The organism is Micromonospora sp. WMMD961 (assembly GCF_029626145.1).
Classification (GTDB): domain Bacteria; phylum Actinomycetota; class Actinomycetes; order Mycobacteriales; family Micromonosporaceae; genus Micromonospora.
The window spans coordinates 5,626,498-5,649,002 of sequence record NZ_JARUBJ010000002.1; the positions used below are offsets into that span (position 1 = coordinate 5,626,498).

At 72.5% G+C, this 22,505-nt stretch carries 21 protein-coding genes; 8 read left to right on the top strand and 13 right to left on the bottom strand.

Going from position 1 to position 22,505, the window contains the following annotated elements:
* Positions 1–68 precede the first annotated feature (68 nt).
* Positions 69–641 carry a flavoprotein gene (locus O7614_RS25365; protein ID WP_278140947.1) on the bottom strand — a complete coding sequence of 191 codons (573 nt, stop codon included), beginning with the start codon at positions 639–641 and terminating at the stop codon, positions 69–71.
* A gap of 16 nt (positions 642–657) precedes the next feature.
* Positions 658–1,887, bottom strand: a complete 1,230-nt coding sequence (locus tag O7614_RS25370; RefSeq protein ID WP_278140948.1) for a helix-turn-helix domain-containing protein — start codon at positions 1,885–1,887, stop codon at positions 658–660.
* A 246-nt stretch (positions 1,888–2,133) separates the two neighbouring features.
* On the opposite strand from O7614_RS25370, the gene O7614_RS25375 reads away from it, so the two are divergent.
* Positions 2,134–2,805 (top strand): bifunctional DNA primase/polymerase, encoded by a 672-nt coding sequence (locus tag O7614_RS25375; RefSeq protein ID WP_278142378.1) that lies wholly within the window; start codon positions 2,134–2,136, stop codon positions 2,803–2,805.
* 262 nt (positions 2,806–3,067) lie between these two features.
* On the opposite strand, the gene O7614_RS25380 is transcribed toward O7614_RS25375, so the two are convergent.
* The 5 genes from O7614_RS25380 to O7614_RS25400 are packed head-to-tail and all read right to left on the bottom strand — an operon-like array spanning position 3,068 to position 9,349.
* Positions 3,068–3,790 carry an FAD:protein FMN transferase gene (locus O7614_RS25380; protein WP_278142379.1) on the bottom strand — a complete coding sequence of 241 codons (723 nt, stop codon included), beginning with the start codon at positions 3,788–3,790 and terminating at the stop codon, positions 3,068–3,070.
* Between the two features lie 49 nt (positions 3,791–3,839).
* The gene (locus tag O7614_RS25385; RefSeq protein ID WP_278140949.1) at positions 3,840–4,436 is read right to left on the bottom strand and encodes an FMN-binding protein; all 597 of its coding nucleotides are present in this window, start codon (positions 4,434–4,436) and stop codon (positions 3,840–3,842) included.
* A 13-nt stretch (positions 4,437–4,449) separates the two neighbouring features.
* Positions 4,450–5,868, bottom strand: a complete 1,419-nt coding sequence (locus O7614_RS25390) for a ferredoxin reductase family protein (RefSeq protein WP_278140950.1) — start codon at positions 5,866–5,868, stop codon at positions 4,450–4,452.
* Complete coding sequence (locus O7614_RS25395) at positions 5,865–7,247, bottom strand: DUF1501 domain-containing protein (RefSeq protein WP_278140951.1); 1,383 nt, start codon at positions 7,245–7,247, stop codon at positions 5,865–5,867. The genes O7614_RS25390 and O7614_RS25395 overlap by 4 nt, the downstream gene beginning before the upstream one ends.
* 8 nt (positions 7,248–7,255) lie before the next feature.
* Positions 7,256–9,349 carry a DUF1800 domain-containing protein gene (locus O7614_RS25400; RefSeq protein WP_278140952.1) on the bottom strand — a complete coding sequence of 698 codons (2,094 nt, stop codon included), beginning with the start codon at positions 9,347–9,349 and terminating at the stop codon, positions 7,256–7,258.
* Positions 9,350–9,814: 465 nt separating this feature from the next.
* Here O7614_RS25400 and O7614_RS25405 point away from each other — a divergent pair, with 465 nt between their 5' ends.
* A complete protein-coding gene (locus O7614_RS25405) occupies positions 9,815–10,072 on the top strand; it encodes a DUF3040 domain-containing protein (RefSeq protein WP_278140953.1) in 258 nt (85 codons plus the stop codon).
* 4 nt (positions 10,073–10,076) lie between these two features.
* On the opposite strand, the gene O7614_RS25410 is transcribed toward O7614_RS25405, so the two are convergent.
* Both O7614_RS25410 and O7614_RS25415 read right to left on the bottom strand, forming a co-directional pair.
* Positions 10,077–10,997: an SWIM zinc finger family protein gene (locus tag O7614_RS25410; protein ID WP_278140954.1), complete on the bottom strand. Its 921-nt coding sequence runs from the start codon at positions 10,995–10,997 to the stop codon at positions 10,077–10,079.
* The gene (locus tag O7614_RS25415) at positions 10,994–14,278 is read right to left on the bottom strand and encodes a DEAD/DEAH box helicase (protein ID WP_278140955.1); all 3,285 of its coding nucleotides are present in this window, start codon (positions 14,276–14,278) and stop codon (positions 10,994–10,996) included. The genes O7614_RS25410 and O7614_RS25415 overlap by 4 nt, the downstream gene beginning before the upstream one ends.
* Positions 14,279–14,460: 182 nt before the next feature.
* On the opposite strand from O7614_RS25415, the gene O7614_RS25420 reads away from it, so the two are divergent.
* Positions 14,461–15,333: a carbohydrate kinase family protein gene (locus O7614_RS25420; RefSeq protein WP_278140956.1), complete on the top strand. Its 873-nt coding sequence runs from the start codon at positions 14,461–14,463 to the stop codon at positions 15,331–15,333.
* A 37-nt stretch (positions 15,334–15,370) separates the two neighbouring features.
* Here the strand turns inward: O7614_RS25420 and O7614_RS25425 are convergent, their stop codons facing one another.
* Positions 15,371–15,889: a DinB family protein gene (locus O7614_RS25425; protein ID WP_278140957.1), complete on the bottom strand. Its 519-nt coding sequence runs from the start codon at positions 15,887–15,889 to the stop codon at positions 15,371–15,373.
* Between the two features lie 82 nt (positions 15,890–15,971).
* Between O7614_RS25425 and O7614_RS25430 the strand changes: the two genes are divergently transcribed.
* On the top strand, positions 15,972–16,178 hold the full coding sequence (locus O7614_RS25430; RefSeq protein ID WP_278140958.1) for a hypothetical protein: 207 nt from the start codon (positions 15,972–15,974) through the stop codon (positions 16,176–16,178).
* A 10-nt stretch (positions 16,179–16,188) separates the two neighbouring features.
* On the opposite strand, the gene O7614_RS25435 is transcribed toward O7614_RS25430, so the two are convergent.
* Together O7614_RS25435 and O7614_RS25440 are read right to left on the bottom strand one after the other, a co-directional pair.
* Entirely contained in the window at positions 16,189–17,331 is a 1,143-nt protein-coding gene (locus O7614_RS25435) for a polysaccharide pyruvyl transferase family protein (RefSeq protein WP_278140959.1), read from the bottom strand.
* A 139-nt stretch (positions 17,332–17,470) separates the two neighbouring features.
* Entirely contained in the window at positions 17,471–17,950 is a 480-nt protein-coding gene (locus O7614_RS25440; RefSeq protein WP_278140960.1) for an N-acetyltransferase, read from the bottom strand.
* A gap of 121 nt (positions 17,951–18,071) precedes the next feature.
* Between O7614_RS25440 and O7614_RS25445 the strand changes: the two genes are divergently transcribed.
* A complete protein-coding gene (locus O7614_RS25445; RefSeq protein WP_278140961.1) occupies positions 18,072–19,268 on the top strand; it encodes a glycosyltransferase in 1,197 nt (398 codons plus the stop codon).
* Positions 19,265–19,882: a Pr6Pr family membrane protein gene (locus O7614_RS25450; protein WP_278140962.1), complete on the top strand. Its 618-nt coding sequence runs from the start codon at positions 19,265–19,267 to the stop codon at positions 19,880–19,882. Before O7614_RS25445 ends, O7614_RS25450 begins: the two co-directional genes overlap by 4 nt.
* Positions 19,883–19,894: 12 nt before the next feature.
* Here the strand turns inward: O7614_RS25450 and O7614_RS25455 are convergent, their stop codons facing one another.
* A complete protein-coding gene (locus tag O7614_RS25455; protein WP_278140963.1) occupies positions 19,895–20,524 on the bottom strand; it encodes an HAD-IA family hydrolase in 630 nt (209 codons plus the stop codon).
* Between the two features lie 89 nt (positions 20,525–20,613).
* Here O7614_RS25455 and O7614_RS25460 point away from each other — a divergent pair, with 89 nt between their 5' ends.
* The gene (locus O7614_RS25460) at positions 20,614–21,117 is read left to right on the top strand and encodes a SigE family RNA polymerase sigma factor (RefSeq protein WP_278140964.1); all 504 of its coding nucleotides are present in this window, start codon (positions 20,614–20,616) and stop codon (positions 21,115–21,117) included.
* Positions 21,114–22,502, top strand: a complete 1,389-nt coding sequence (locus O7614_RS25465; RefSeq protein ID WP_278140965.1) for a hypothetical protein — start codon at positions 21,114–21,116, stop codon at positions 22,500–22,502. The genes O7614_RS25460 and O7614_RS25465 overlap by 4 nt, the downstream gene beginning before the upstream one ends.
* The last annotated feature ends 3 nt before the right edge of the window (positions 22,503–22,505 follow it).

Consider the following 22,505-nt stretch of genomic DNA (forward strand, 5'->3'; position numbering starts at 1 on the left):
CCCTAGGCGGCGTGGCAAAGCCCCGCCGTCGGACCCTAAGCGGCGTGGCAAAGCCCCGCCGTCAGACCCTAGGCGGCGTTCGCGGCGACGGTGTGCAACGCGGCCAGAGGCTTCGCCCACGGGAACGCGGAGAGGTGCTGCTCGCCCGTTCCCGGCGGGTGCAACGCGACCACGTGCTCACCGAAGAGCACCGTGACACCCCACTCGGCCAGCCGGGCCACCCCGGCCCGAAACGCCGGGTGGGCGGCCATCGCCACGTTGGTGTACGGCACGGCCACGATCGGCACGCCCTTGCCCTGCGCCTCGACCAGCAGGCCGAGCGCGAGGGTGTCGGTGATCCCGGCCGCCCACTTGTTGACCGTGTTGACGGTGGCCGGGCAGACGATCATGGCGTCGGCGGGCGGCAGCACATCCGGGTCACCGGGGTTCTTGTAGTGCGTCCGCACCGGGTGCCCGGTCTGCCGAACCAGTGCCGACCGGTCGACGAACTTCGCGCCGTCCGGCGTGGTGACCACGCAGACGTCCCAACCATCCTGTTGGGCGAGGTCGACCAGGAGGCCGACGTGCCGTGCCAGCGGCGAGCCGCAGGCGATGACATAGAGCACCTCGCGGTGCCCACTGGTACGCGGTGAACCGGCCATCACACCGGCTCCGCGCTCATACCCCTACTCCCATGTGCTCAGCCAACTCCGCTACCGGAGAAGGCGGCGCACCACGTGTGCGACGCAGGACGTCCGACATCACCTCGTGCGCGATCGGCCGGCAGCGGATCTCCGACGGGGCGAGCCGATCGCCGAGCAGCAGCATCTCGCCGGCGTTCGCCACGTCGCCGATCTGGGCGTACCCGCGGGCGATGTCGAGCAGGTGGTGGGCGCGGCGTTCGGGCAGCAACGCGTTGAAGGAGGGCTCCGCGATGCGCAGCTGGTGCACCTCCACGGCCCGACCACCGTCGCCCAACTCGACAGCGGCGGCAGCCCGGTGCAGCTCGACATTCGTCGGACCGAAGGACGTCCAGTAGTGGTTGTAGTCGCCACCGAGCAGGGTGGCGGCCTCCTGCGCGCAGTTGATCAGGTCGTCGACGCTTGCCGTGTCGCCGATCCGCGACGCGGCCATCGCACCCTGGAGCAGCAGCATCCCGTAGACGGAGAGCCGGGCCGGGGAGACCTCGTTGCCGCCGCCCGGGGCCAGCCGGTTGGCGATCTGGACGTTCAGCTCCAGCGCGGGCCGGGCCCGACCCATCGCGACCAGGGCGTTGCAGACCCGGGTGGTGGCGATCCCGGCCAGCAGCGGGTCGTCGGCCCGCTGGGCCACCGCCATCGACCGGTCGGCGGCCAGCCAGGCGAGCTCGCACTCGCCGAGCTTGCGCAGCACAGAGGAGGCGATCTGGTAGACCTGCCCGAGCAGGTGTGCCGCCTCGACGGCCCGCTCACCGCCGTACGCGGCGTCGGCCGCCTGGGCGTCCCGCAGCAGTTTGGGTAGCGCCCGGGTGAGCATCCCGTAGCGGCCGTACTGGTAGGTGAGCCAGGCGTGGTTGACGGCCTTGCGCATGTCGTCCAGCGGTGGCGGGGAGGGCGCCGCGTCGAAGTACGCGCTCATCGAGTCGTAGCGCTCCAACGCCGCCCGGATCTCCTGCACCTCGACCTGGTCGATGCAGTTCAGCGCGTCGGTACGCCGCTCCGGGTCCTTGCCCATGAGGAGTTGGACGTCCACCTGGAGGATGTCGGCGATCTCGTACAGGACGGAGAACTTGTCCAACCGGCGGACGCCGCGTTCGACCTTGTCCACCCAGCTCTTCGACTTGCCCAGCCGGTCCGCGAAGACCTGCTGCGACATCTTGCGTCGCCCGCGCCAGTAGGCGACCCGCCGTCCAATGGGTAGCTCGTCCATCTCCCCATCCTCCCCTGCGCGACGACCGATCGAGCCGAAGCGATGTACACGGGCGCGGCGGCCTTCATTCACATTCACGTTTCCGCTGGTCGCACAGGATGTACGTCAGCCGGACAGCCAGTCCTCGTACTTTTCGTGCAAGTTGCACGAGCCGTTCGTCAACCTCAACGATCGTGGGTTACGGCAGTGACGGTGCTCGACATAGGACCTGGCGAACGCCGGGCCCGACGAGGGGAGATGGCACACATGTGGGGGAACGTCGCACCGCGCGTCGCCGAACTGTCGCCGCTGGAACGGGTCCGGCTGCGCCGGGTCGCGACGCGGTACGCCGCACACGGCTGGCAGGTCACCCCGGGTGCCTGTCTGGCCCGCAGCCGCTTCGTCTGCGGGCGGGCCGGCTGTCCCACGGTGGGCTGCCACCCCGCTCTGGAAAACTGGGAGCTGGCCGCCAGCACCGATCCGGCCCGGGTCGCGACCTGGTGGCGGAACCGCCCGCACGGGGTCCTGCTGCCCACCGGCCGGGCCTTCGACGTGTTGGAGGTGCCCGCCCACCTCGGTCGGCTCGTCCTCGACGCGGTGCAGATCCACCCGGCCGGCACCGGCGTACGCGGACCGGTGCTGGCCACGCCCACCGGGCGGTGGATGTTCCTGGTCCGCCCCGGCGACCCGCTCCGGCCGGAGTTGGAGCACTGCTTCCACGTGGTCCGGCACGGGCCGGGCTCGTGGATTCCCGCGCCGCCCACCCGGCTGCCCGAGGGCACGGTCCGTTGGGCGGTCGCCCCCGAGCAGGCCCGCTGGCGACTTCCGGACTCGTACCTCGTGCAGAACACGTTGATCGGGGCACTGCGCGCCACCGGGGTGACGCTCGCCCCCGACCTGATACCCGGTCACCTGCCGCTGCCCCGACGAGGAATGTGAGATAGGAGCCGTCCGACGGGTCCATCCGGTGCCCGACAGCGTCGCCGGGGCGTCGGTCCTCGTTGACAGGGGGACGGCGCGAACGCGCCACGATCGGGGGAAAGATGTCCACGCACGACAGAGCGTCCCATCCCGGCGGCACCGAACCGCCCCGGCGCGGCCACCGACGACACCGCTGGGCCGGCACCCGACCGTCCGGCTCGCGCCCCGGCCGTCCCCGCCCCACCGGGTCCCGCCCCGCCGGCACCCACCGCCCGCTCCGCTAGTCGGTCACGGGCAGGCCGGCGGAGTGGTACTGCCGGGCGTCGTCGGTGACGACGGCGTGGGCGTGGTCGTCCCGGCGGTCCAGCCAGCCGCGACCGGCGGCCCCCATGGCCAGGGCGGCGGTGGCGTACGCGTCAGCCACCCCCAGGTCGGTGCCGACCACGGTGACCGAGCGCAGCCCGCCGGCCGGCGCGCCACGGCGCGGGTCCAGCACGTGCCGCCCCCGCTCGTAGACACCTGAGGTGGCCACGGCCAGGTCGGTCCCGGTGAGCACCAGGCAGGTCGCCATCGCGTCCCACGGGTGCCGGATACCGATCCGCCACGGCTCCCCGGACGGGGACAGGCCCCGCACCCGCACGTCGCCTCCGGCGTTGACGCAGTGGTTGCCGGCTCCGGCGGCGAGGAGCCGATCCGAGGCGACCTGGGCGGCCCAGCCCTTCACGAAACCGGACGGGTCGAGCCGCCCGGTGGCGTACGCGTCGAAGAACCCGTCGGTGTCGCCCCACAGGTCGGCGCAGGCCTCCAGCACGAACCGCAGGTCCGCCGACGCCTCGGAGAGCAGCACCTCACCCCGGTCGAAGCGGCACACCTCGCTGTCCGGCTTGTACGTGCTGAACCGGGCGTCCACCTCGCGCAACCAGGCGAAGACGTCGTCCGCCAGCTCACGCAGGGTCGCCGGGGGCAGGTCGTCGGCGAGATCCACTGTGATCGCCGTACCCATGATCTGCTCGACCCGGCACAACCCCGGTCGGGTCAGCGTGGCCCGCACGTCAGAACGCCTGCTCGATCGCGGAGCGCAGCGACTGCTTGTACGAGTTGCTGGTCTCGGTGGCACCGGAGACGGTGTTGAGGTTCGCGTTCTGTTTGCGCACCACCTCGCCGCCGGTGCCGTCGTACGCGCTGCTGACGTCGCCGCTGTGGATGTCGGATTCACCCCCGCTGGGCAGCGACAACGCGACGGCGTCGACGATCCGGCTGCCGGAGACCACGATCTGCACCTGCACGTACCCGTACTCGTTGTCGAAGCCGGCGCCGGTGACCCGGCGGTTGGTCGACTGGGGTGGCTTGGTGGTGCGCGGCGCGCTGGGGGCCTTGGTGGCCTTGGTGCCCGACGGGCGGGCGGTGGTCTTGCCGGGCTTGGGCGACACCGGCGCGTCGGCGCTCTTCGACGGGGTCGCGCCATCCGTCGGGTCGGTGCCCGGCGCGTTCGGGTCGGCGCTCGGGTCGACGCCCTGTCCGGTGGGGTCGACCGGCTGGGCGGTCGGCAGGTTCTGGGCGACCTGGTTGGTGGCCGGGGAGCCCTTGAAGACCACCAGTGCGGTGGTGCTGGCGGCGAGACCGGTGATCGCGAGGAACGCGCGACGCATGGGGATGCCCTTCCTACAGCTCGAACGTGGCCAGGTGGATCTGCCGTCGGGGCACGCCGGCGCGGCGCAGCGCGCGCACCGACTGTTCCACCAGCCCGGGCGGCCCGCACAGGTAGACGTCGCGCCGGGCCACGTCGGGCACCAGCTGACGCAGCCCGTCCGGGCTCATCAGCTGACGGGGACCGGGGTCGTCGCGGGAGCCGATGACGTACCAGACGGAGGTGTCCCGTTCCTGGGCCAGCCAGTCCAGCTCACGGCTGAGCAGCACGTCGGCCGGGGTACGGGCCCGGTAGATCAGGGCGGCACCCGGGGGCAGCTCCTCCAACATGGCGCGGATCGGCGTGATGCCGCTCCCGCCGGCGATCAGCAGGGCCCGCTCCCGGACCCGGTGCGCTGCGGTGAAGGTGCCCGACGGGCCCTGCGCCCAGACCCGGGTGCCCTGCTCCAGATCGCGCAGGTCCGCGGTGTGCGTGCCGACCACCTTGACGGTGAGCCGCAGCCAGCGACCGTTCGCGGCGGCGGAGACGGAGAACGGGTGCGACTGCCACCAGCATCCCCGGGTGAGGAAGCGCCAGCGGAAGTACTGGCCGCCGAGCATCGTCAGCCGACCGAGACGGTCGCCGGTGAGGTAGACGGAGATGGTGTCCGGGCTCTCCGCGACGACGTCGGCGACCCGCAGCTTGTACCGCAGGTTGAACGCCAGCGGCACGATCACCCGCCCCCAGAGCAGGGCGGCGACCACCAGCACGTACATCGCGATCCAGCCGGTGCGTACCGGGCCGGGCTTGTAGAGCTGCGCGCCGTGGGTGAACTGGTGCCCGAAACCGAGCAGCAGGATCAGGTAGCTGGACCGGTGCAGCAGGTGCCACAGCTCGTAGGGCAACGCCCGGCGGATCGCCCGGACGCTGCTGAAGCCGACCAGCATCATGATGCCGGTGGCGACGAACGCCGAGACCATGTCCTCGTAGTCGCCGAGCAGCGTGCCGACCTCGGCGAGGATCGACTGGTTCCGCAGGTCCGCGTAGCCGACGAGGATCAGCGACATGTGCGCCAGCACGGCGACCAGCAGCGTCGCGCCGACGTCGCGGTGCCAGCGGGCCATCTGCTCGCCGCCGATCCACCGTTCCAGCACCGGCAGCCGGCTCATCATCAACACCTGCACCAGCAGCAGGTATCCGGCGACCAGGCCGGTGATCCGACCGGCCGCCGTGACGGTGGCGGCGGAGCTGCGCAACGAACCGGCGGGGGTGCCCAGCCACCACGGCAGCACGCTGGCGATCAGGCCGACCAGGAGCAGCGCGGCCAGCAGCCGCCGGCCGCCGGGTCCGCGCCGGTCCGGGATCTGCGGGGGTACGGGTACCGCCGACCGGCCGCCGTGCCGGGACGAGGTCCCGGTACGACGGCCGGCGGCGTGGGTGTGCTGGTACGTCACGCGTACAGCTTCATCGGGGCGTACTTCTGGCGGGGGAAGACCTTCTGGACCTCCGCGTTGGTGAGCCCGAACCGGCCCTGGGCCACCGCGCCGTACACGTTGAACATGTTGTTGTACTCCGGCACGTCACCGGAGTCCAGCTTGTCCAGACCGTTCCAGGTGCCGAGCAGGGAACCGGCCAACTTCTTGCCGGAGAGCACCGTGACCACCCCACCGTGCCCGTGGTCGGTGCCGCCGGTGTTCGAGCCGACCCGGCGACCGAACTCACTGGACACCATGATCGTCACGTCCGCGGCCTGCGGGCCGAGGTCGGTGAAGAACGCCGCCATGGCGCTGGCCAGCTCGTTCAACCGGCGGTGCAGTTGGCCGCCGGCACTGGTGCCCTGGTTCTCGTGGGTGTCGTAGCCACCCATGCCGACGGTGGCGACCCGGACGTTCGCGCCGCCCTTGATCAGCTGGGCGAGCTGCTTGAACGCGTTGCCGACGCCCTCGTACTTGACGCCCTCGGCAGGCTGGTACGGCTTGGCGGCCAACTGCTGGGCGGTGGCCAGCGCGCCCATGCCCTCCTGCACGGCCTCCTCGACCGGGTGGTTGATCCCGGTGAAGAGCCCCTTGATGGCCTTCTCGGTGGCCGCCCGGTACCGCTCGTCGCCGTTGAGCCGCAACGATCCCACGCTGTTCAGCGACAACGCGCCGTTGGTGCCGACCAGCGAGCGGGGCAGCGTGCTGCCGATGCCGACGCTGCGGAACGCGGTGCCCTTGCCCAGGTGGTCGACCAGACCGTCCAGCCAGCCCCGGCCGCCGGTCTCGTTGGGCAGGCCACCCAGGTTGCAGGCGTCCGCGGCCTGGAAGTGGCTGCGCGACAGCCGCTCGTCCGAGGTCCCCGGGATGAAGCCCAGCTGACCGGCCGTGAGCCACTTCTCCAGCGGCTTGAACGCGCTGGTCAGCTTGAAACCGCGGTCCAGGGCCAGCGAGTCGTTGCCGAGCAGCAGGTCGGGGCGGGCCTTGGTGAGCACGGCGTCGTTGTTCGGCGCGACCAGGCTCAGCCCGTCCAGGCCGCCGTAGAGGAAGACGTGGATCAGCGTGCCGGTCTTGGTCGCCGCGAACGACGCCGACGTGGTCACGAACTGGGCGGTGGCCAGCGCGGTGGCGGTGGCCGCGGCACCCGCGACGAAGGTGCGGCGGGTGACGCCACGACCGTCCTGCTGGGCCTCCTCCAGGTTCTCCAGAGTGCGGTAGCGGTCGCGCTCTGCGGCGCTCTCGGCGGCGACGATGTCCGCCTCCGCGCGCAGCAACGCCTCGGCCGGGTTGTCGGCCAGCCGCCGCACGTCGGGGCATTCGGGGTGCAGGGGGAAAGAGTTGTACACAGTCTTCTCCATCGGGTGCCTCACCGGAGGTGGTGCTGGGGGGAAGCGAGGATCGCCCGCGCGACGGCGGTGATGGCCCCGTTGAACGTGGCGTCGACCTTGGCGGTGGCCGCGACTCCGGCCACACCGAGGATCAGGTTCTTCTCCCGGGTGCTCAGCTTCTGACCCACCAGGCGCGCCGAGAGCGCGTCCACGTACGCCCCGGCGGTCGCCGGCGGCTTGGCGACCAGCTTCTCCGGTGCCGTGTACGTGAAGGTGGTGCGGTAGCCGGCGACGATCTCGCCCGCCTCGTTCCACCCGTTGACCATGGTGCCGGCCGACGTCCAGGCGACGTAGACATCCGGGTAGCCGTCCGGGGTGGGCTGACCCATCGGGTAGTGGCCCAGCTCGCGCAGCTTGTCGTGGATCTGCCGCAGGCCCCGCGCGTACGGGGTGCGCTTGCTGTCGCCGTTGTTGTGCTTCGGCGACGCTTCCGGCGAGACGCCCAGGGTGCGGTACGTGGCGACCAGGTACTCCATCGGGCGGCGCACCTTCTGGCCCACGCCGGCCCAGAACTCGGTGGAGCAGAACATCGCCATCAGCACCGGCTTGATCAGGCCGTTGTTGGTGATGTAGATCTTGGCCAGGCGGTCCACCAGGGACTTCGGCGGGGTGTCCGAGACGAACCTGGTCGCCAGGCTCTGCGCCACGTACTTCGCGGTCGACGGGTGCAACGCGATGTAGGTGATGTACGCGTCGATCGCCGCGTCGGCCTTCTTCGGGTCCGACGAGTTGTTCGCGTGGCTGAAGCCGAGGATCTTCACCTTGCCGACGTAGTGCTGCTCCGGCTTGAAGACGTACTTGCCGTCCTTGTCGATGCCACGGCCGGTCTGCAACATGGCGGCCTGCCGCACGTCCGGCTCCTTGTAGCCGCCGTCGACGCCGACCGAGTACAGCTCGAGGTTCTCCCGGGCGAGGTTCTCGTTGATCGCGTCCTTGCGGGAGTCCTTCTGGTTCAGGTAGATCAGCAGCGCCGGGTGCTTGTTCGCGGCGATCAGCATCTCCGGGTAGCTGCCCAGCGCGTGCTTGCGCACGACGTCCTGGTCGAACGAGTTGCGGTAGACCTCGCCCCCGTCGAAATCGGCGGCGACGTGCAGGAAGTCGTTCCAGAAGTCGACCATCACCTCGAACAACTGGCGCTTCGACCAGATCTGCCGGGCGATGGTGGCGTCGACCATCTCCCGCTCCGGCTGGGCGCCCTGCTCGTTGAGCTGGTCCCGCTGGGTCCGCAACTGCTGCACGCTGAGCTTCTGGGTGGGCAGCTCGGCGAGCTTCAACTCGGCCTTGCTCGGCGCGATCTTGTCCGGTTCCATCTGGGTACGGATCCAGGCGTCGATGCCCTGCTTCTTGATGTCGGCGACCACCTCGGGGGTGGGCCCGAAGGTGGCCCGCCGAGCCAGGTGCAGGATCGGGTCCTTGGCGAGCACCGTCTTCACGGTGACCTCGGTCGCCGCCGCGGCGGCGGCCGGGCCGGAGAGGGTCCGTCCGCCGGCCGGCGCGTTCTTCTTCAGCGCCTCGCCGGCCCGGGAGCCCATGTAGCTCTCGTTCTGCTCGGTGTAGGTACGCACCGTGCTCGGCTGCTGGCCACTGGGTCGCGCGGCGGTGCCGTCGGTCACCGTGCTGGCGGTGGCGTCACCGGCAGCCTCGCCACCGAAGATGCCGCGCAGCTGCGGGGTCATGGCGAGCGCGGCGCCACCGGCGACGACGGCGGCGGTACCGCCGAGGGCCACCATCGCCTTACGTCGGCCGACCTTGCGACCCGAATCGTCGTCGTCGTCCAGAGTGGGTAGTCCGGTGCCGGACCCGGCCGGAACCGGGCGACCGAGCCCTTCCGGGCCGACCCACTGCGGCCCGCGTGGGGCGGGGGCGGGTTGTCCGGCGTACGCGTAACCCTCGCCGTACTGCTCACGCGGGTCGGCCTGTGCGGGGTAACCGCCCTGGTAGGGGTGCGGCGAGTCGTACCCGTAGGGCGCGGACGCGTTGGGGTCGCCGTAACCGTCCGAGTTGTGGTGCTGGCGTCCGTCCCAACCGCGGTCGTCCCGCGGTCGACGTGGTGGCACATTCTGGTCGGCCATGTACCAATCCCGATTTCTGATGAGCGCCGGAAGCTGCGACCGGGCAGGTGCGGCAGGTGCGGCGACTGTTGCCTGAGGGGGTTGCTACGGCAAGGTAACCAAGCCCTCAGGGCCCTTCAAGGTGGGTCGAACACCCTCGTGAGGGCACTTAAGACAGCCCTCAGTGCGACGTCCACGACCGCCGGCGGGCCGGGGACCGACGCAGACCTTCTCAGCAGGGCAGACGCGCGGCAGCCGGGTACGGATCGGACTCCGCCGCCGTACGCGCCGCTTTCCGCGCCGTTCACGACCACAGACAAACTTAAGGTTCAGGTAAGCCGGACATGAGGCGACCTCGCGACGGCCGCCGCTCCGGACGCCACCCCACCTCGCGAGGAGGAAAAGTAGCGGCAGCAGGCGAGCGTGAGCCGCCACCGCAGCGGGTATGCCGCCGAACCGCTGAACGCGTGAGGGGAAGGCAGCGCCATGCTCAGCAAAGAGGATCAGCGCAGGTTCGACCAGATCACCCGTCAGCTCCGCGAGAGCGACCCGGCGTTCTTCAACCGGCTGGACCACCGGGTCCGGGCCCGTAGGGGCCGTTACCTGATGTTGTTGACCATCGTGCTGTGGGCGTCGCTGCCGGCGATAGCCGTGTTCGCCGGTCGGTTGACCGGCGCGATCTGCGCGGTGGTGCTGGTGGTCAATGCCGCGATCATGTGGCGGTTCCGCCGCCGCTGGACGTGACGGCTCACCGGTCGTCCGGGCCGAACGCCCGGTACGCGCGACGTAGCCGTTCGAGCAGTCCGGGCCCTCCGATGGCGGGGGCCGGCGCGCCAAGCTGGCGTAGCAGCAGGTCGGGGCCGGTCACCAGTCGAGGTGGCCGATCCGGCAACGGCACCGGCGGCAGCCAGAACCGGTCTGCCGCCTCCGGTAGCGGTGTCGTCGGGAGCCCGACGAGCGCGCGGGACGCGCCGACCGGGGCCACCGCCGACTGGTCACCGTCCGGTTCGGACGGTGCATCGACCGTCTCGGGTAGCGCGACCGCGCCGGTGGCCTCCACCCGCCGGGCGCGCAGCTCGTCCAGCAGCTCCGCGCGGGACCGACCACGCCAGTGCAGCAACTCGAACGGATCCGCGTCGAACGCCTCGGCCAGCAGATAGAACGTCGCCGCGAGGTGCTTGCACGGGACCGCGAAGTCGGGGCAGTTGCACCGCTGGGTCAGCTCGTCCACGCCGGCCGGAAACAGCGGCGCGCCGGCGGCGGCGAACAGCTCCTCCAACTCGTCGGGGAGGTCTCCGGCGAGCAGCCGGGCGCTGAAGAACGCCTGCCCGGCCAGCTCCTGCTCGATTCGGGACCAGAGCGCGTCCGGGAACGGCCGCAGCGCGATGGACACCTGGTACGGCTTCGGTCGGGAACCCTGCACCACCGCGCTGACCCGGCCGGGTGCGATGTCGAGCGACAGCACCTGGCCGGCTCGTGCGTACGAGCGGCCACGGGTCAACCGGGTGCCCAGCGCGAACGACTCCAGCACCTCCAGGAAGCGCCGGGACCACCAGGAGCGCCCGATGGCACCCCGGGCGCTGCGCGCCCGCAGACCCCCGTCGACCCGGCGGGGGCGCCCGTAGTCGGCGAACCGGTCGGTGCCCACACCGGCGCTGGGCTCGCTCACTCCACCACCGACCCGGCCTCCAGGGCGAACAACTCCCGCAACTGGCCGGTGGACAGCTCGGTGATCCACTGCTCGCCGGTGCCCACCACCCGCTGGGCGAGGGCGCGCTTGTCGTTGATCATCGCGGCGACCTTCTCCTCGACCGTGCCGGCGCAGACGAACTTGCGGACCTGCACCCGGCGGCGCTGCCCGATCCGGAACGCCCGGTCGGTGGCCTGGTCCTCCACCGCCGGGTTCCACCACCGGTCCACGTGCACCACGTGGTTGGCCGCGGTCAGGGTGAGGCCCGTGCCGCCGGCCTTCAGGGAGAGGACGAACAGCGGCGGACCGTCCGCCGACTGGAAGCGCTGCACCATGGCGTCCCGCTCGGCCTTCCCGAGCCCACCGTGCAGGAACAGCACCTCCCGGCCGAACCGCGCCGACAGGTGGCCGCGCAACATCGCACCGAACTCGGCGTACTGGGTGAACAGCAGCGCCCGCTCCCCCGCCGCCAGCACCTCCTCCAGGATCTCGGTCAGCCGGGCCAGCTTGCCGGAACGCCCCTCCAACGCCGAACCGTCGCGCAGCAACTGGGCGGGGTGGTTGCAGACCTGCTTGAGCCGGGTCATGGTGGCCAGCACCAGGCCACGTCGTTCGATGCCGTCGCTGGTCTCGATCCGGGCGAGCATGTCATCCACCACCACGCGGTACAGGGCGGCCTGCTCGGCGGTGAGGTTGCAGAGCACCTCCATCTCCAGCTTCTCCGGCAGGTCCGCGATGATCGACGAGTCGGTCTTGAGCCGGCGCAGCACGAACGGGCCGGTGATCCGCCGTAGCCGCTCGGCGGCCTCGGCGTCGCCGTTGCGCTCGATCGGCTCGGCGAACCGCTTGCGGAACGTCGCCGCCGGCCCGAGCAGGCCCGGGTTGGCGAACTGCATGATCGACCAGAGGTCGGCGAGCCGGTTCTCCACCGGCGTACCGGTCACCGCCACCCGCTGCCGGGCCGGCAACGCGCGGACCGCCTCGGCCTGCCGGGTGGACGCGTTCTTGATCGCCTGCGCCTCGTCCACCACCACCCGGTGCCAGTCGATGCCGGCCAGGTCGGCGGCGTCGCGGGCGGCCACCGAGTAGGTGGTGAGGACCAGGTCCGCGCCGTGCGCGGCCGCGGCGAACTCCGCTCCCCGCGCCCGCTCCGCCCCATGGTGTACGTGCACCCGCAACGTCGGCGTGAACCGCGCCGCCTCCCGCTGCCAGTTGCCGACCAACGACATCGGACAGACCAGCAGGGTCGGGCCGGACTCCGGTGGGTCCCCGGCGAGCAGCGCGAGCAGCTGCACGGTCTTACCCAGCCCCATGTCGTCGGCGAGCACGCCACCCAGCCCGAGCGAGCGCAGGAAGGCCAGCCAGGCCAACCCCCGCTGCTGGTACGGCCGCAGCGTCCCCTGGAAGCTCGGCGGCGGCTCCAGCGGCGTGAGCCGGCGTTCGACGGCACCGGCGAGCAGGTCGCCCAGCGCCCCGTCGGCGGTCACCTCCAACACCGGCAGCGCACCGGTGGCCTCGCCGTCGGCCAGCCCGAGGCGGAGCAGGTCGGCGACGCTCAACTCACCGGAGGAGCGGAGCAGGCGCAGACCGGCGGCGAGCCGTCCCGGATCCAGCTCCACCCACCGGCCACGCAGCCGCACCAGCGGGGTCTTCATCTCGGCCAGCGCCGCCAACTCCTCGGCCGACAGCGGCTGGTCGCCGAGTGCGATCTCCCAGCGGTAGTCCACCAGGGCGTCCAGACCGACACCCGCCTCAGCGCCACTCACCGTGCCCGGCGCGGTGCGGCTACGGGCGCGCAGGCGGGCACCGAGCCGGGCCGACGGGCGCTGCCACCAGGACGGCAGCAGCACCCCGAACCCGGCCGCGTGCAGCACCGGGGCGCCCTCGCTGAGGAACCGGTGTGCCCCCTCGACGTCGAGTTCCATCACCTCCGGCGCGGCGGTACGCAACGCGGCGTCCAGGTCCGGCCAGAGGCGGCTGGCCCGCCCCAGCTCGGCGAGCAGTGTCTCCTGTGGGCTGGTCGTACGCCCGGTCAGGCCACCGAGCGTGTGCGGTGCCCGCCAGACCTGCCCGGCGTCGACGTGCAGGCCGGGCTCGTCGGCGGCCTGCAGACCGAACTCCAACCGCCAACGCCCGGCACCGATCGACTCGGCCGGCACCGGCGTGCTGTCGCCCGGCTGCGGCGCGGTGGCGGGCTGCGGCCGGGTGGCCAGGATCGGTTCGGTGACCTCGTCGGGGGCCGGCTCCACCAGGCGAAAACTGGCCCGGACCGGGCCACCGGCGGCGTCGCGCTGCCAGGCGTCCAGCTCGGCGTGCAGGGTGGCCAATCCAGCCGGGTCGAGGGTGAAGTCCCGCTGCGGGCCGGCGAGCGCGGCCAACCAGGCTGGTGCCGGCCCACCCGGTCGCAGCCCTCGCGCCAGCGTGGTGGTCGCCAACGCCGCCCGCGCGGCGGCGTCGGTCAAGGCGTCGAGCGCATCCGCGACCAGCGCGGCGGCCGTCAGCTCGGCGGTCACGCCGGCCGAGGAAGCGGCGGCAGGCGTGGGCAGCACAGCGGCGGCCGTCAGCTCGGCGGTCACGCCGGCCGAGGAAGCGGCGGCAGGCGGCAGAGAGGCGGCGCGCGTGGGCACCACAGCGGCGGCGGGCACGACGGTGGCTCGGGCGGCGGGTGGCAGGGCCAGCGCCAGCGACCGCGCCCAGGCGGCGTCCGTGCCGGTCAGCAGCGGACGCCAGATGGCCTGCGCGGACACCTGCCCCCCAGCGTCGATCGTCTGGTCGCTCGCCGTGGTACGGACGCCGGGGAGCACGCGGCCACGGGTCACCAGGTCGGCGGCGAAGTCGGCCAACTCGGCGAAGTGCCGCACTGTGGCTCCGGGCACCGCCGGGAGATCGTCCAGGGCCCGGAGCAGCGACAGCGCGTCGTCCGGGGCGTACACCAGGACGGGGACCCGCCACCCGGCCAGGGTGAGCCGGCCGCGGGCCCCGGGTGCGACGGTCGTCCGGATCAGCTCGGGTGAGTCGGTCGGCGCGCCCGCCAGGGTGGGCAGGGTGAGCAGCGCGGTGTCCAGCCGGGTCGGCTCGGCGGCGTCGGCGAGAACGGCGGCCAGGTCGCCGTGCCCGGCGGCGAAGGGGTGTGGGCGGTCTCGGGCCGGCCGGCCCGGGCGTGCCCGGGGAATCGGCGCGGCGCTGTCCTCGGCCCAGACGGCGAAGCCGCCGCCAGTTGAGCCGTCGCCGGGCAACCACAGCCCGTGGATGACCAGCACCTGCTCCCCCTCGTCGCCGCCCCGGCCCAGGATAGGCCGCCCTGCCGCACCCAGACCGACGCCACCTGCGCGATCTTGCAGTTCGTGTCGGTGTTCGGCGGAGAGTGCCCATTGTGTCGCCACGGAAAGTACAAGATCGCGGGGTCTGGAGGCGGGCGCGGTATCGGGCTAGCGTCGGTGGCGTGGTCGATCTGCTGGTGCTTGGCGGGCTCGGGGTGGATGTGCGGGTGCGGGTGCCGGCACTGCCGCTGCCGGCCGCTGACTCCCACACGGTCGAGCCGATCGAGTTGCGGATCGGCAACACCGGTGCCGGGGTGGCGCTGGCCGCCCGGGCGCTCGGCCTACGGGTGCAGGTGGTCGACACCCTCGGCGCGGACTCGGCCGGTGAGCTGGTCCGGGCGGCGCTGGCCCGGGCCGGGGTCCCGGCGGTGCTGGCCGATCACCGGGGCGGCACCCGTCGCTCGGTGAACCTGGTCGATCCGGACGGGCGACGCACGTCGCTGTACGACCCGCGCCCGTGGCAGGGCGCCGCACCGTTTCCCGCCCCGGAGTTGGCCGCGCTGGTTCGCGACGCCCGGCACGTACATCTCTCGATCATGGATTGGGCGGTGCCGCTGCTGCCCGCGGTACGGGCTGCCGTTGCGGCGGGTGTGACGCTCTCCACCGACCTGCACGACTGGGACGGCGAGAACACCTACCATCGGCCGTTCGCCGAGGTCGCCGACCTGGTTCTGGTGAGCGGGGTGCGGCTGGGCGACCGGGCCGCGTCGCTCGCCGGCAGGCTGGGCCCCCGAACGGTGGTGGTGACCCGGGGCGCGGACGGCGCCGAGCTGTTCCGGGGCGACGGCACGGCGGTGCCGGTGCCACCCGCCACCCCACCAGGGCCGGTGGTCGACAGCAACGGAGCGGGCGACGCCTTCGCGGCCGGGCTGATCGCCGGCCGGCTGCGTGGCGAACCGCTGGCGGAGGCGGCCCGGTACGCGGCGCGGGTCGCCGCTGCGGCCTGCACGCATGACGGGATGGAGTACCCGCCGGGCCTGCTGCCCACCGGTTGACGCCACGCCGCCCGGCCGACGACGTGCGGGCCGGGGCTCAGATCGCGCCGCACTCGCCGTCGGTCAACTCGCGCAGGATGTCCGCGTGACCCGCGTGCCGGGCCGTCTCCTCGATCAGGTGCACCAGAATCCAGCGCAGCGACACCTCACCGAGCTGCGGGTGCGGCACCACATGGTCGAGGTCGAAGCTCGCGGCGACCTCCCGGGATCGGGCGCAGGCCCGCTCGTACGCCTCGACGAGCGCGGCAACGGTGTCCTGGTCGCCCAGGGTGAAGCTCGCCACCGCGTCCTCTTCCGAGTTCAGGTAGACGTCGCCGGGCTCGGGTGCCAGCAGGGTCGGGAACCAGTTCCGCTCGACCAGGGTCAGGTGCTTGACCAGCCCGGCGAGCGTGGTGGCCGAGGGCACCAGCCGGCGGCTGGCGTCGGCGTCGGAGAGACCGCGCAGCTTGCGCAGCAGCACCCCACGGTGGAAATCGAGGAACGAGCTCAGCACGGCGCGCTCGTCGCCGGTGCGGGCGAGCACCGGACCGAGCGATGGATCGATCGTCTGCTCCATCCGCCGACCCTAACCACGGAGCGGGGCAGCCGCTGCCCCGCTATCCGCTGCGGACCGGCGGCACGACGGGCAGGATGGGCGCATGGCTTCAACCGTGCAGATCCCTCTCGTCGGCGGCACGGCGGACGGGCAGACCATCACCGTCGAGCTGGACAGCAACGGCCGCCCCCCGCTCACCCATCACCATGTCGGCCCGGGTGGGCTGGCCGAGGCGCAGATCTACGAGTTGGAGACCGCCCGCGAGGAGGCCCGCGAGTGGCGCTACCGGTGGACCGGCCCGGCGGTGTGACCGCCCCGGCTCAGACCCGGGTGAGGGTCTGGCTACGCAGGCTCTCCAACACGCCCCGGGTGACCTCCGAGGTGCCCCGCGCCTGGTCGCACACCTCCGCGACCCGTCGCGCGGTGCCCTCGGCGCGTTGCTCCCGCTCGTCCCACAACCGGTCGACCTCGGCCAGCAGCGGGCCCTCGACCTCCCGCTCCACGCCGCGCAGGGCCGGCACGCCGAGCCGTTGGGCCAGGTCGAAGACCTTGCCGGCGTACGGCAGGGGCAGGAACGGTGTGCCGACCATCGCCGCGAAGATCAGGAAGTGCAGGCGCATGCCGACGGCCAGGTCGAAGTGGCGCATCAGCCCGAGCACCTGCTGCGGCGAGTAGGTGCCGTGCAGGATCCGACCCCGGTCGGCGGCGACCATGTGCGACAGCACCCCGTGGGAGTGCCGGATGTCGTCGCGTTCCATCGGCACGAACAGCACGTACGCGTCGATCCGGTGCACCAGGAAGTCACCGATCTGGGCGAGCAGCCGGTGGTAGCCGTCCACGTCGAGGCGTTCGGCGGCGCGGCCCGGCTCCCGCACGCTGATCCCGACCAACCGCTTGCCGACCGGCACGCCCTCCTCGGCCAGCAGGTGGGCCGGGAACTCCTCCGGTTGCAGGAGGAACGCCGGGTCCGCGGTGACCGTGATCGGGTTCAGCAGGCCGGCCTCCTCCAGCACCATCCGGGACTCCTGGTCCCGGACGGTCACCTGGGTCGCGCTGGAGAGCGTTTCCCGGACCATGCCGGTGTCCACCCCGTCGCTGAGCGGACCCACCCCCACCGCGTACGTGATCAGCGGCAGGCCGCGCTCCTGGGCGACCCGGACCACCCGCAGGTAGCGGCGGGCCTCCCGGTCGTAGAGGATGCCTCCCCCACCCAGGATGAGCAGGTCGAGCTGGGCCAACACCAGCGCGGAGTCGGTACGGCTGACGCCCTCCCAGGGCACCGCCTCGACATCCGGGTGGGCGGCCCGGGTGTGCTCCGGGTTGCGGGAGAAGACGATGATCCGGGCGTTGGGTTCCTGCGTGCGCAGATCGGTGAGCAGGCCGGTCAGGATCGCCTCGTCGCCGAGGTTTCGCCCCCCGTACGAGCCGAGCACGCCGATGGTCAGTCCGCCGCCATGCGTCATCCGTCGCTCCTCCCCAGGTGCGGTCCGCGCCGGTTTCCCGCTGGGCAGGTGAACAGTCCTGCCGGGGGGACCGTCCTGGGTCTCCGTTCCGGCCCGTGTCACCGACTCAACCGCTGCGCTCGCCCCGGGCCGGGTCGGCTCAACCCGCCGGGTCGATCCGCTTCGCCATCTGCTGCGAGGTGACCTCGAAGCCCAGACTGCGATAGAGCCCGATCGCCGCGGTGTTCGTCCCGAAGACGTTCAGCCCCAACTCGGGTACGCCGCGTTGGGCGAGTTCGACCTCGATGAGCTGGATCATCCGCCGCGCGTACCCGTGTCCCTGGTGCTCCGGATGCACGTCGATGTTGTGGATCCAGGCCTGACGTGAGCCGGCCGCGGCCGGCAGGGTCACCCAGATCCAACCGACCTCGGTGTCGTCGACCCGGCCCACCCGCAGGAGCGCCCCGGCGGTCGCCACGCCCGCCGGCAGCAGTTCCCGGAGCTGCTCGACCGACCGCTCGCGGGCCGCCTCCGGGCTCATCCCCCGGTGTGCCACCAGGTCCTCGGCGTACCCCTGCTCCAGCGACACCAGCAGCCGGGCCAGCTCCGGTGCCGTCATCGGCGTCAACGTCAACTCCACGCGGCTCCCCTTCGTCGTCGCCAGCGGACAGTGGAGCAGAACCGCCCCGGATGCGCCAGCCGGCCCCCGCACCCGTCCGGACGCGACGGCCCGGGGTGCGCGGACCGGCGACGATGGTGCCGTGCGGATCGCCCACGTCAGCGACAGTCACCTCGACAACCCGGAGGGAGTGGCGACCTCGGTCGGCACGACCGTGGCGCTGCTGCGCGCCTCCGGGCACCGGGTCGTGCTGCACTGCCCTGGCCCCCTGTTCCGGCGTCGCCGCCGACCGGGCGAGGTGCCCTCGCTGGCGATGCCGACCCGCCCCTACCGGCTGGCCCTGCCCCGGCCACCGCACGCAGCGGTCGACGTGGTGCACGTGCACACCACCGGTCCACTCGGCGTCGCCGGCCTGCGGTGGGCCGCCGCGCGGGGCGTACCAACCGTGCTGACCTGGCACACCGACCTGGTCGCGTACGCGGCGCACTACCCGGAGATCCCGATCGGGGCCGCGTACGCGGGCCTACGGTTGGGCCTGCGCTGGCGCGCGCGGGACCTGTGGGCGCTCCGGCGCCCCGGCCCTGACCGGCAGACCCGACTGGCGGAACTCGGGCAGTGCCTGCTCGCGCACACCAGTGTCCTGATCGCGCCGTCGGCGAAGACCGCGACGATGATGGCGGCGATGGCGGGGCGTACCCCGATCGTGGTCCTGCCGACCCCGACCGCCGTGCCGCACCCCGACGCCGACGACCGGCGGCGGCTGCGGGCCCGGCTGGGCATTCCGACGGACGCGCCGGTGCTGCTCGCGGTGGGCCGGGCCACGCCGGAGAAGAACCCGGAGCTGCTGCTGGCGGCGTTCGGCCAGGTCCGCCGGACGTTGCCGACGGCCCGCCTGGTCTTGCTGGGTGCCCGACGGAACCGGCTCGCGATCCGCCGGGTGGCTCACCGGTACGGGGTGGCCGGCGCGCTGCACCTGCTGCGCCCGGTGCCCCACGACCGGGTCGGCGCCCACTACCGGGCGGCGGACGTGCTCGCGTTCACCTCCACCACCGACACGCAGGGTCTGGTGCTCTCCGAAGCCGAGGCGTACGGGCTGCCGGTGGCCATGGTGGACACCGCGCTGGCCCAGCGGCAGGGCACCGGCACCACCCGACCCGTCGCCGAACCCACAGCGGCGGCGTACGGCGCGTTGCTGACCCGGCTGCTGACCGAGCGGGAGCTGCGCGCGAATGTGATCCAGGACGGCCGGGCGGCGGTGACGGCCTGGTCCGGCGAGCGCTACCTGGCCGAGCTGGTCAGGCTGTACGAGGCACTGCCCCCAGCGGAGGCGACGGCGTGACAGCGGCGGAACCAGGCCGGGACATCCGCCGGGTCCTGCGGGTGAGCGTCACGGCGGTGGTCGCCGTCGGGCTGGTCCTCGCCCTGGTCGCCGCCCGTGACGAGCCCGTCGAGCTGCTCTTCTACTTCACCGTGCAGGTCAACCTGGCCTACCTGGTGGTGTTGCTGGCCGGTGGCGGTGACCGGCTGCGTACCGCGCTCACCGTCTACCTCGTCGGCACCGCAGTGGTCTTCGTCCTGGTGCTGGCCAACCCGTGGAGCCGCTACGCCATGGTGGCGAACGCCGACGCCCGAGAGACGATCTCCGACGCCGGCAACCTGCTGCTGCACGTCGTGGCACCGCCGCTGGCCGCCGCCCACTGGCTCAGCCGTCGACCCCGGGTCGCGCTGCGCCCGGCGTACGCGGTCGGCCTGCTCGGTTATCCGCTGTTGTGGCTGACGGTCATCCTGCTCCGGGGCGCGCTGAAGGGTGGTGAGGACCGCTATCTCTACCCGTTCCTCGACGTGCCCCGACTCGGCTATCCCACGGTCGCCCTCAACGCCGTGCTCTTCGCCGTCAGCCTGCTCGTGATCGCCCTGACCGCCGTGCACCTGACCCGCCGTCACGCGCGATGAGGCGGCTGCCCGTCAGGGTGCCGTTGGCGCCGACTCCAACTGTCTCGTCAGCTGCGCCAGGTCGTGCAGGCGCAGGTCGCCGTCGAGTCCCTTCAGCGCGGCGGTGAGCGCGCCGGCCGCCCGCCCGGCCCGCAGGCCGACCTCGGCGTCCTCGACGACCAGGCACCGCGTCACGGGTACGCCCAGCAGGGCGGCGGCCCGCAGGTAGCCCTCCGGGTCCGGTTTGCCGACCCGCACGTCGTCGACAGTGACCAGCACCGGGGCGACGATCCCGGCCGCCCCGAGCCGCGCCTGGGCCAGCCGGACGTCGGCGCTGGTCACCACGGCCCAGGGCAGCCCCAACCGGGCCAGTGCGTCCAGGAGTTCGTGCGTTCCGGGGGTGGCGACCACGTCGGACAGGTCGTCGTACTGCAACGCGAGCTGCCGTGCCGCCGCGGTGGCGACCGCGTGGTCGTCGAGGTCGGGCAACAGCCGGCGGATGGTCCGGTCGGCGGGGCTGCCGTGCGCGATGGCCAGCGCCGCTGCCGGGTCGACCGCGTACTCGGCCGCCCACCGCTCCCAGGCCCGCTCGACGGCCGCGTCCGAGTCGACCAGGGTGCCATCCATGTCGAACAGCACCGCACCAATGCCTGCCAGTTCCACGCTCACGCTCCCCTTGTTGCTCGCACCGCGAGGATAGGTCCTCAACCATCGGCCGCACGGGAGGCGTTCTTCTCACCGAGGGGGTGGGCATGACCGAGACGTTCCACGAGTTCGTGGTGCAGCGTTCGCCGGCCCTGTCCCGGACCGCCTACCTTCTCACCGGCGACCACCAACTCGCCGAAGACCTCGTGCAGACCGCCCTGGCGCGCACCTACCGCCACTGGCGACGTATCCGCGACGGCGACCCGGAGGCGTACGTCCGGCGGGTCATGTACCACCAGCAGGTCTCCTGGTGGCGACGCCGACGCCTCGCCGAACGACTCGAAGCCGAGCCCACCGAACGGGCCGGCGGCGACCACACCGACACCACCGCCCTGCGGCTCACCCTCACCGCCGCGCTGCGCCACCTCACCCCCCGCCAACGGGCCGTCATCGTGCTGCGCTACTACGAGGACCGCACCGAAGCGCAGGTAGCCGACCTGCTCGGCTGCTCCGTCGGCACCGTCAAACGCCACGCCCACGACGCGCTGCGCCGACTCCGAGCGGTCGCTCCTGACCTGCTCGACGCCACCGCGGAGAGGAGCACACGATGACCGCCCGGCTCCGCGACGCTCTGCGTTCCGCCGCCGAGGACGTGCCCACCTACCCGGTGTACGAGCGCGCCCTCGCCACCGCCCGCCGAAACCGCCTGCGCCGGGTGGGCGTCGGCGCGGCGGCGTTGGTCCTGCTCGCGGTGGCCGGCGTCGTGGTGCCGCTGACCCGTACCCCCGGCCTCGATCCTGCCGCCACCGCGAACGCCGCGCTGCCCGACCACATCGCCCTGCCGCCGCTCGGCACGCTGCACGTCACCGACCGCCCCCGGCTCGGTCCCGCGTCGGTCGTCTTCGACGGGCCCGCACCGCGTCTGCACGGCTGGAACGACGTGAACGTCGTCGGCGTGATCGACGCGGACTCCGACCGCTACCGGATCATGCGGATCGGCGGTGAGTCCGTGGCGGGCAGGACGGTGCACCTCTCCCCCGACGGCCGGTACCTGGCCCGGCCGGACGGAGTCCAGGACGATCCCCCGGGTGTCGAGGTCGTCGACTTGGTCACCGGGCGGACCCAGCGGCTCTCGTCGCCCGTGGACCGCAGTGTCTGGAGCACACCTGTCGGCTGGTCCGCCGACGGCCGGTCGCTGGTGGTCACTGACGACGTGCCGGTCGCCTTCGAGGGGGCGACGTACACCACAGTGCTGAGTGCGGTGACCCTCGCGGGGAATCACTGGACCAGGCTGACCGCCACCGCTCAGGAGGCGCACGTCGGCTCGACCATCGCCGCTGCCCCGGGTCGGCTCGCCTACCAGTACGGCCGCACCGTCGCCGTGACCGACCTGGCCGGCCGGGAACTCTCCTCGTTCGCCCTGCCCGGCGACACGTGGCTGGCCGGAAAGGGCGCGTGGCGTCCGGACGGCACGAACCTGACGCTGGCCACTCGTGGGGCGGACACCGGGTGGACCCTGCGCCAGGTCGATCCCGCCAGCGGACGGGACGTCGGTCCGCTGGCGCTGCCGGCCGTGTCCGGGGTCGTCTCCATCCGGCTGCTCGGCTGGACCCCGGACGGGTCGGCGCTGGTGGCGGCCTACCTGCCGGACCCCGCCGCCCCCGACCTGCCGCTGGAGGAGCAGACGGACCCACCCACGAGCGACCAGCGCGTGCGTACCGTGCGGGTGCTGGCGCTGACGCCCGGTGCCACCGCGCCGCGAACCGTGCTGACCGCGCCGGACCAGGTGACCGCCGTCGACGTCGCCGACCAGGTGATCCGCAACGGACGCGTCCGCGACGCACAGCCACCAGGCGGGGTGGGCGGGCGGTTCTGGTTCTGGACGTTTCTCCTCACCATGCTGGTCACGGTGGGGGCGCTGTACGCGAGCCGACGACAGATCGCGCTGTGGCTCGATGATCGGCGGGTCAGGCGGGCGCGTCGAGATGGTGGGTGAGAG

Bases quoted from the DNA above. Each gene is read 5' to 3' on its own strand.
- O7614_RS25460 (WP_278140964.1), top strand. From the start codon at position 20,614: ATGACCGAGACGTTCCACGAGTTCGTGGTGCAGCGTTCGCCGGCCCTG.
- O7614_RS25465 (WP_278140965.1), top strand. From the start codon at position 21,114: ATGACCGCCCGGCTCCGCGACGCTCTGCGTTCCGCCGCCGAGGACGTG.
- O7614_RS25405 (WP_278140953.1), top strand. From the start codon at position 9,815: ATGCTCAGCAAAGAGGATCAGCGCAGGTTCGACCAGATCACCCGTCAG.
- O7614_RS25430 (WP_278140958.1), top strand. From the start codon at position 15,972: ATGGCTTCAACCGTGCAGATCCCTCTCGTCGGCGGCACGGCGGACGGG.
- O7614_RS25370 (WP_278140948.1), bottom strand. From the start codon at position 1,887: ATGGACGAGCTACCCATTGGACGGCGGGTCGCCTACTGGCGCGGGCGA.
- O7614_RS25375 (WP_278142378.1), top strand. From the start codon at position 2,134: ATGTGGGGGAACGTCGCACCGCGCGTCGCCGAACTGTCGCCGCTGGAA.
- O7614_RS25380 (WP_278142379.1), bottom strand. From the start codon at position 3,790: ATGGGTACGGCGATCACAGTGGATCTCGCCGACGACCTGCCCCCGGCG.
- O7614_RS25385 (WP_278140949.1), bottom strand. From the start codon at position 4,436: ATGCGTCGCGCGTTCCTCGCGATCACCGGTCTCGCCGCCAGCACCACC.
- O7614_RS25435 (WP_278140959.1), bottom strand. From the start codon at position 17,331: ATGACGCATGGCGGCGGACTGACCATCGGCGTGCTCGGCTCGTACGGG.
- O7614_RS25400 (WP_278140952.1), bottom strand. From the start codon at position 9,349: ATGGCCGACCAGAATGTGCCACCACGTCGACCGCGGGACGACCGCGGT.
- O7614_RS25425 (WP_278140957.1), bottom strand. From the start codon at position 15,889: ATGGAGCAGACGATCGATCCATCGCTCGGTCCGGTGCTCGCCCGCACC.
- O7614_RS25365 (WP_278140947.1), bottom strand. From the start codon at position 641: ATGGCCGGTTCACCGCGTACCAGTGGGCACCGCGAGGTGCTCTATGTC.
- O7614_RS25395 (WP_278140951.1), bottom strand. From the start codon at position 7,247: ATGGAGAAGACTGTGTACAACTCTTTCCCCCTGCACCCCGAATGCCCC.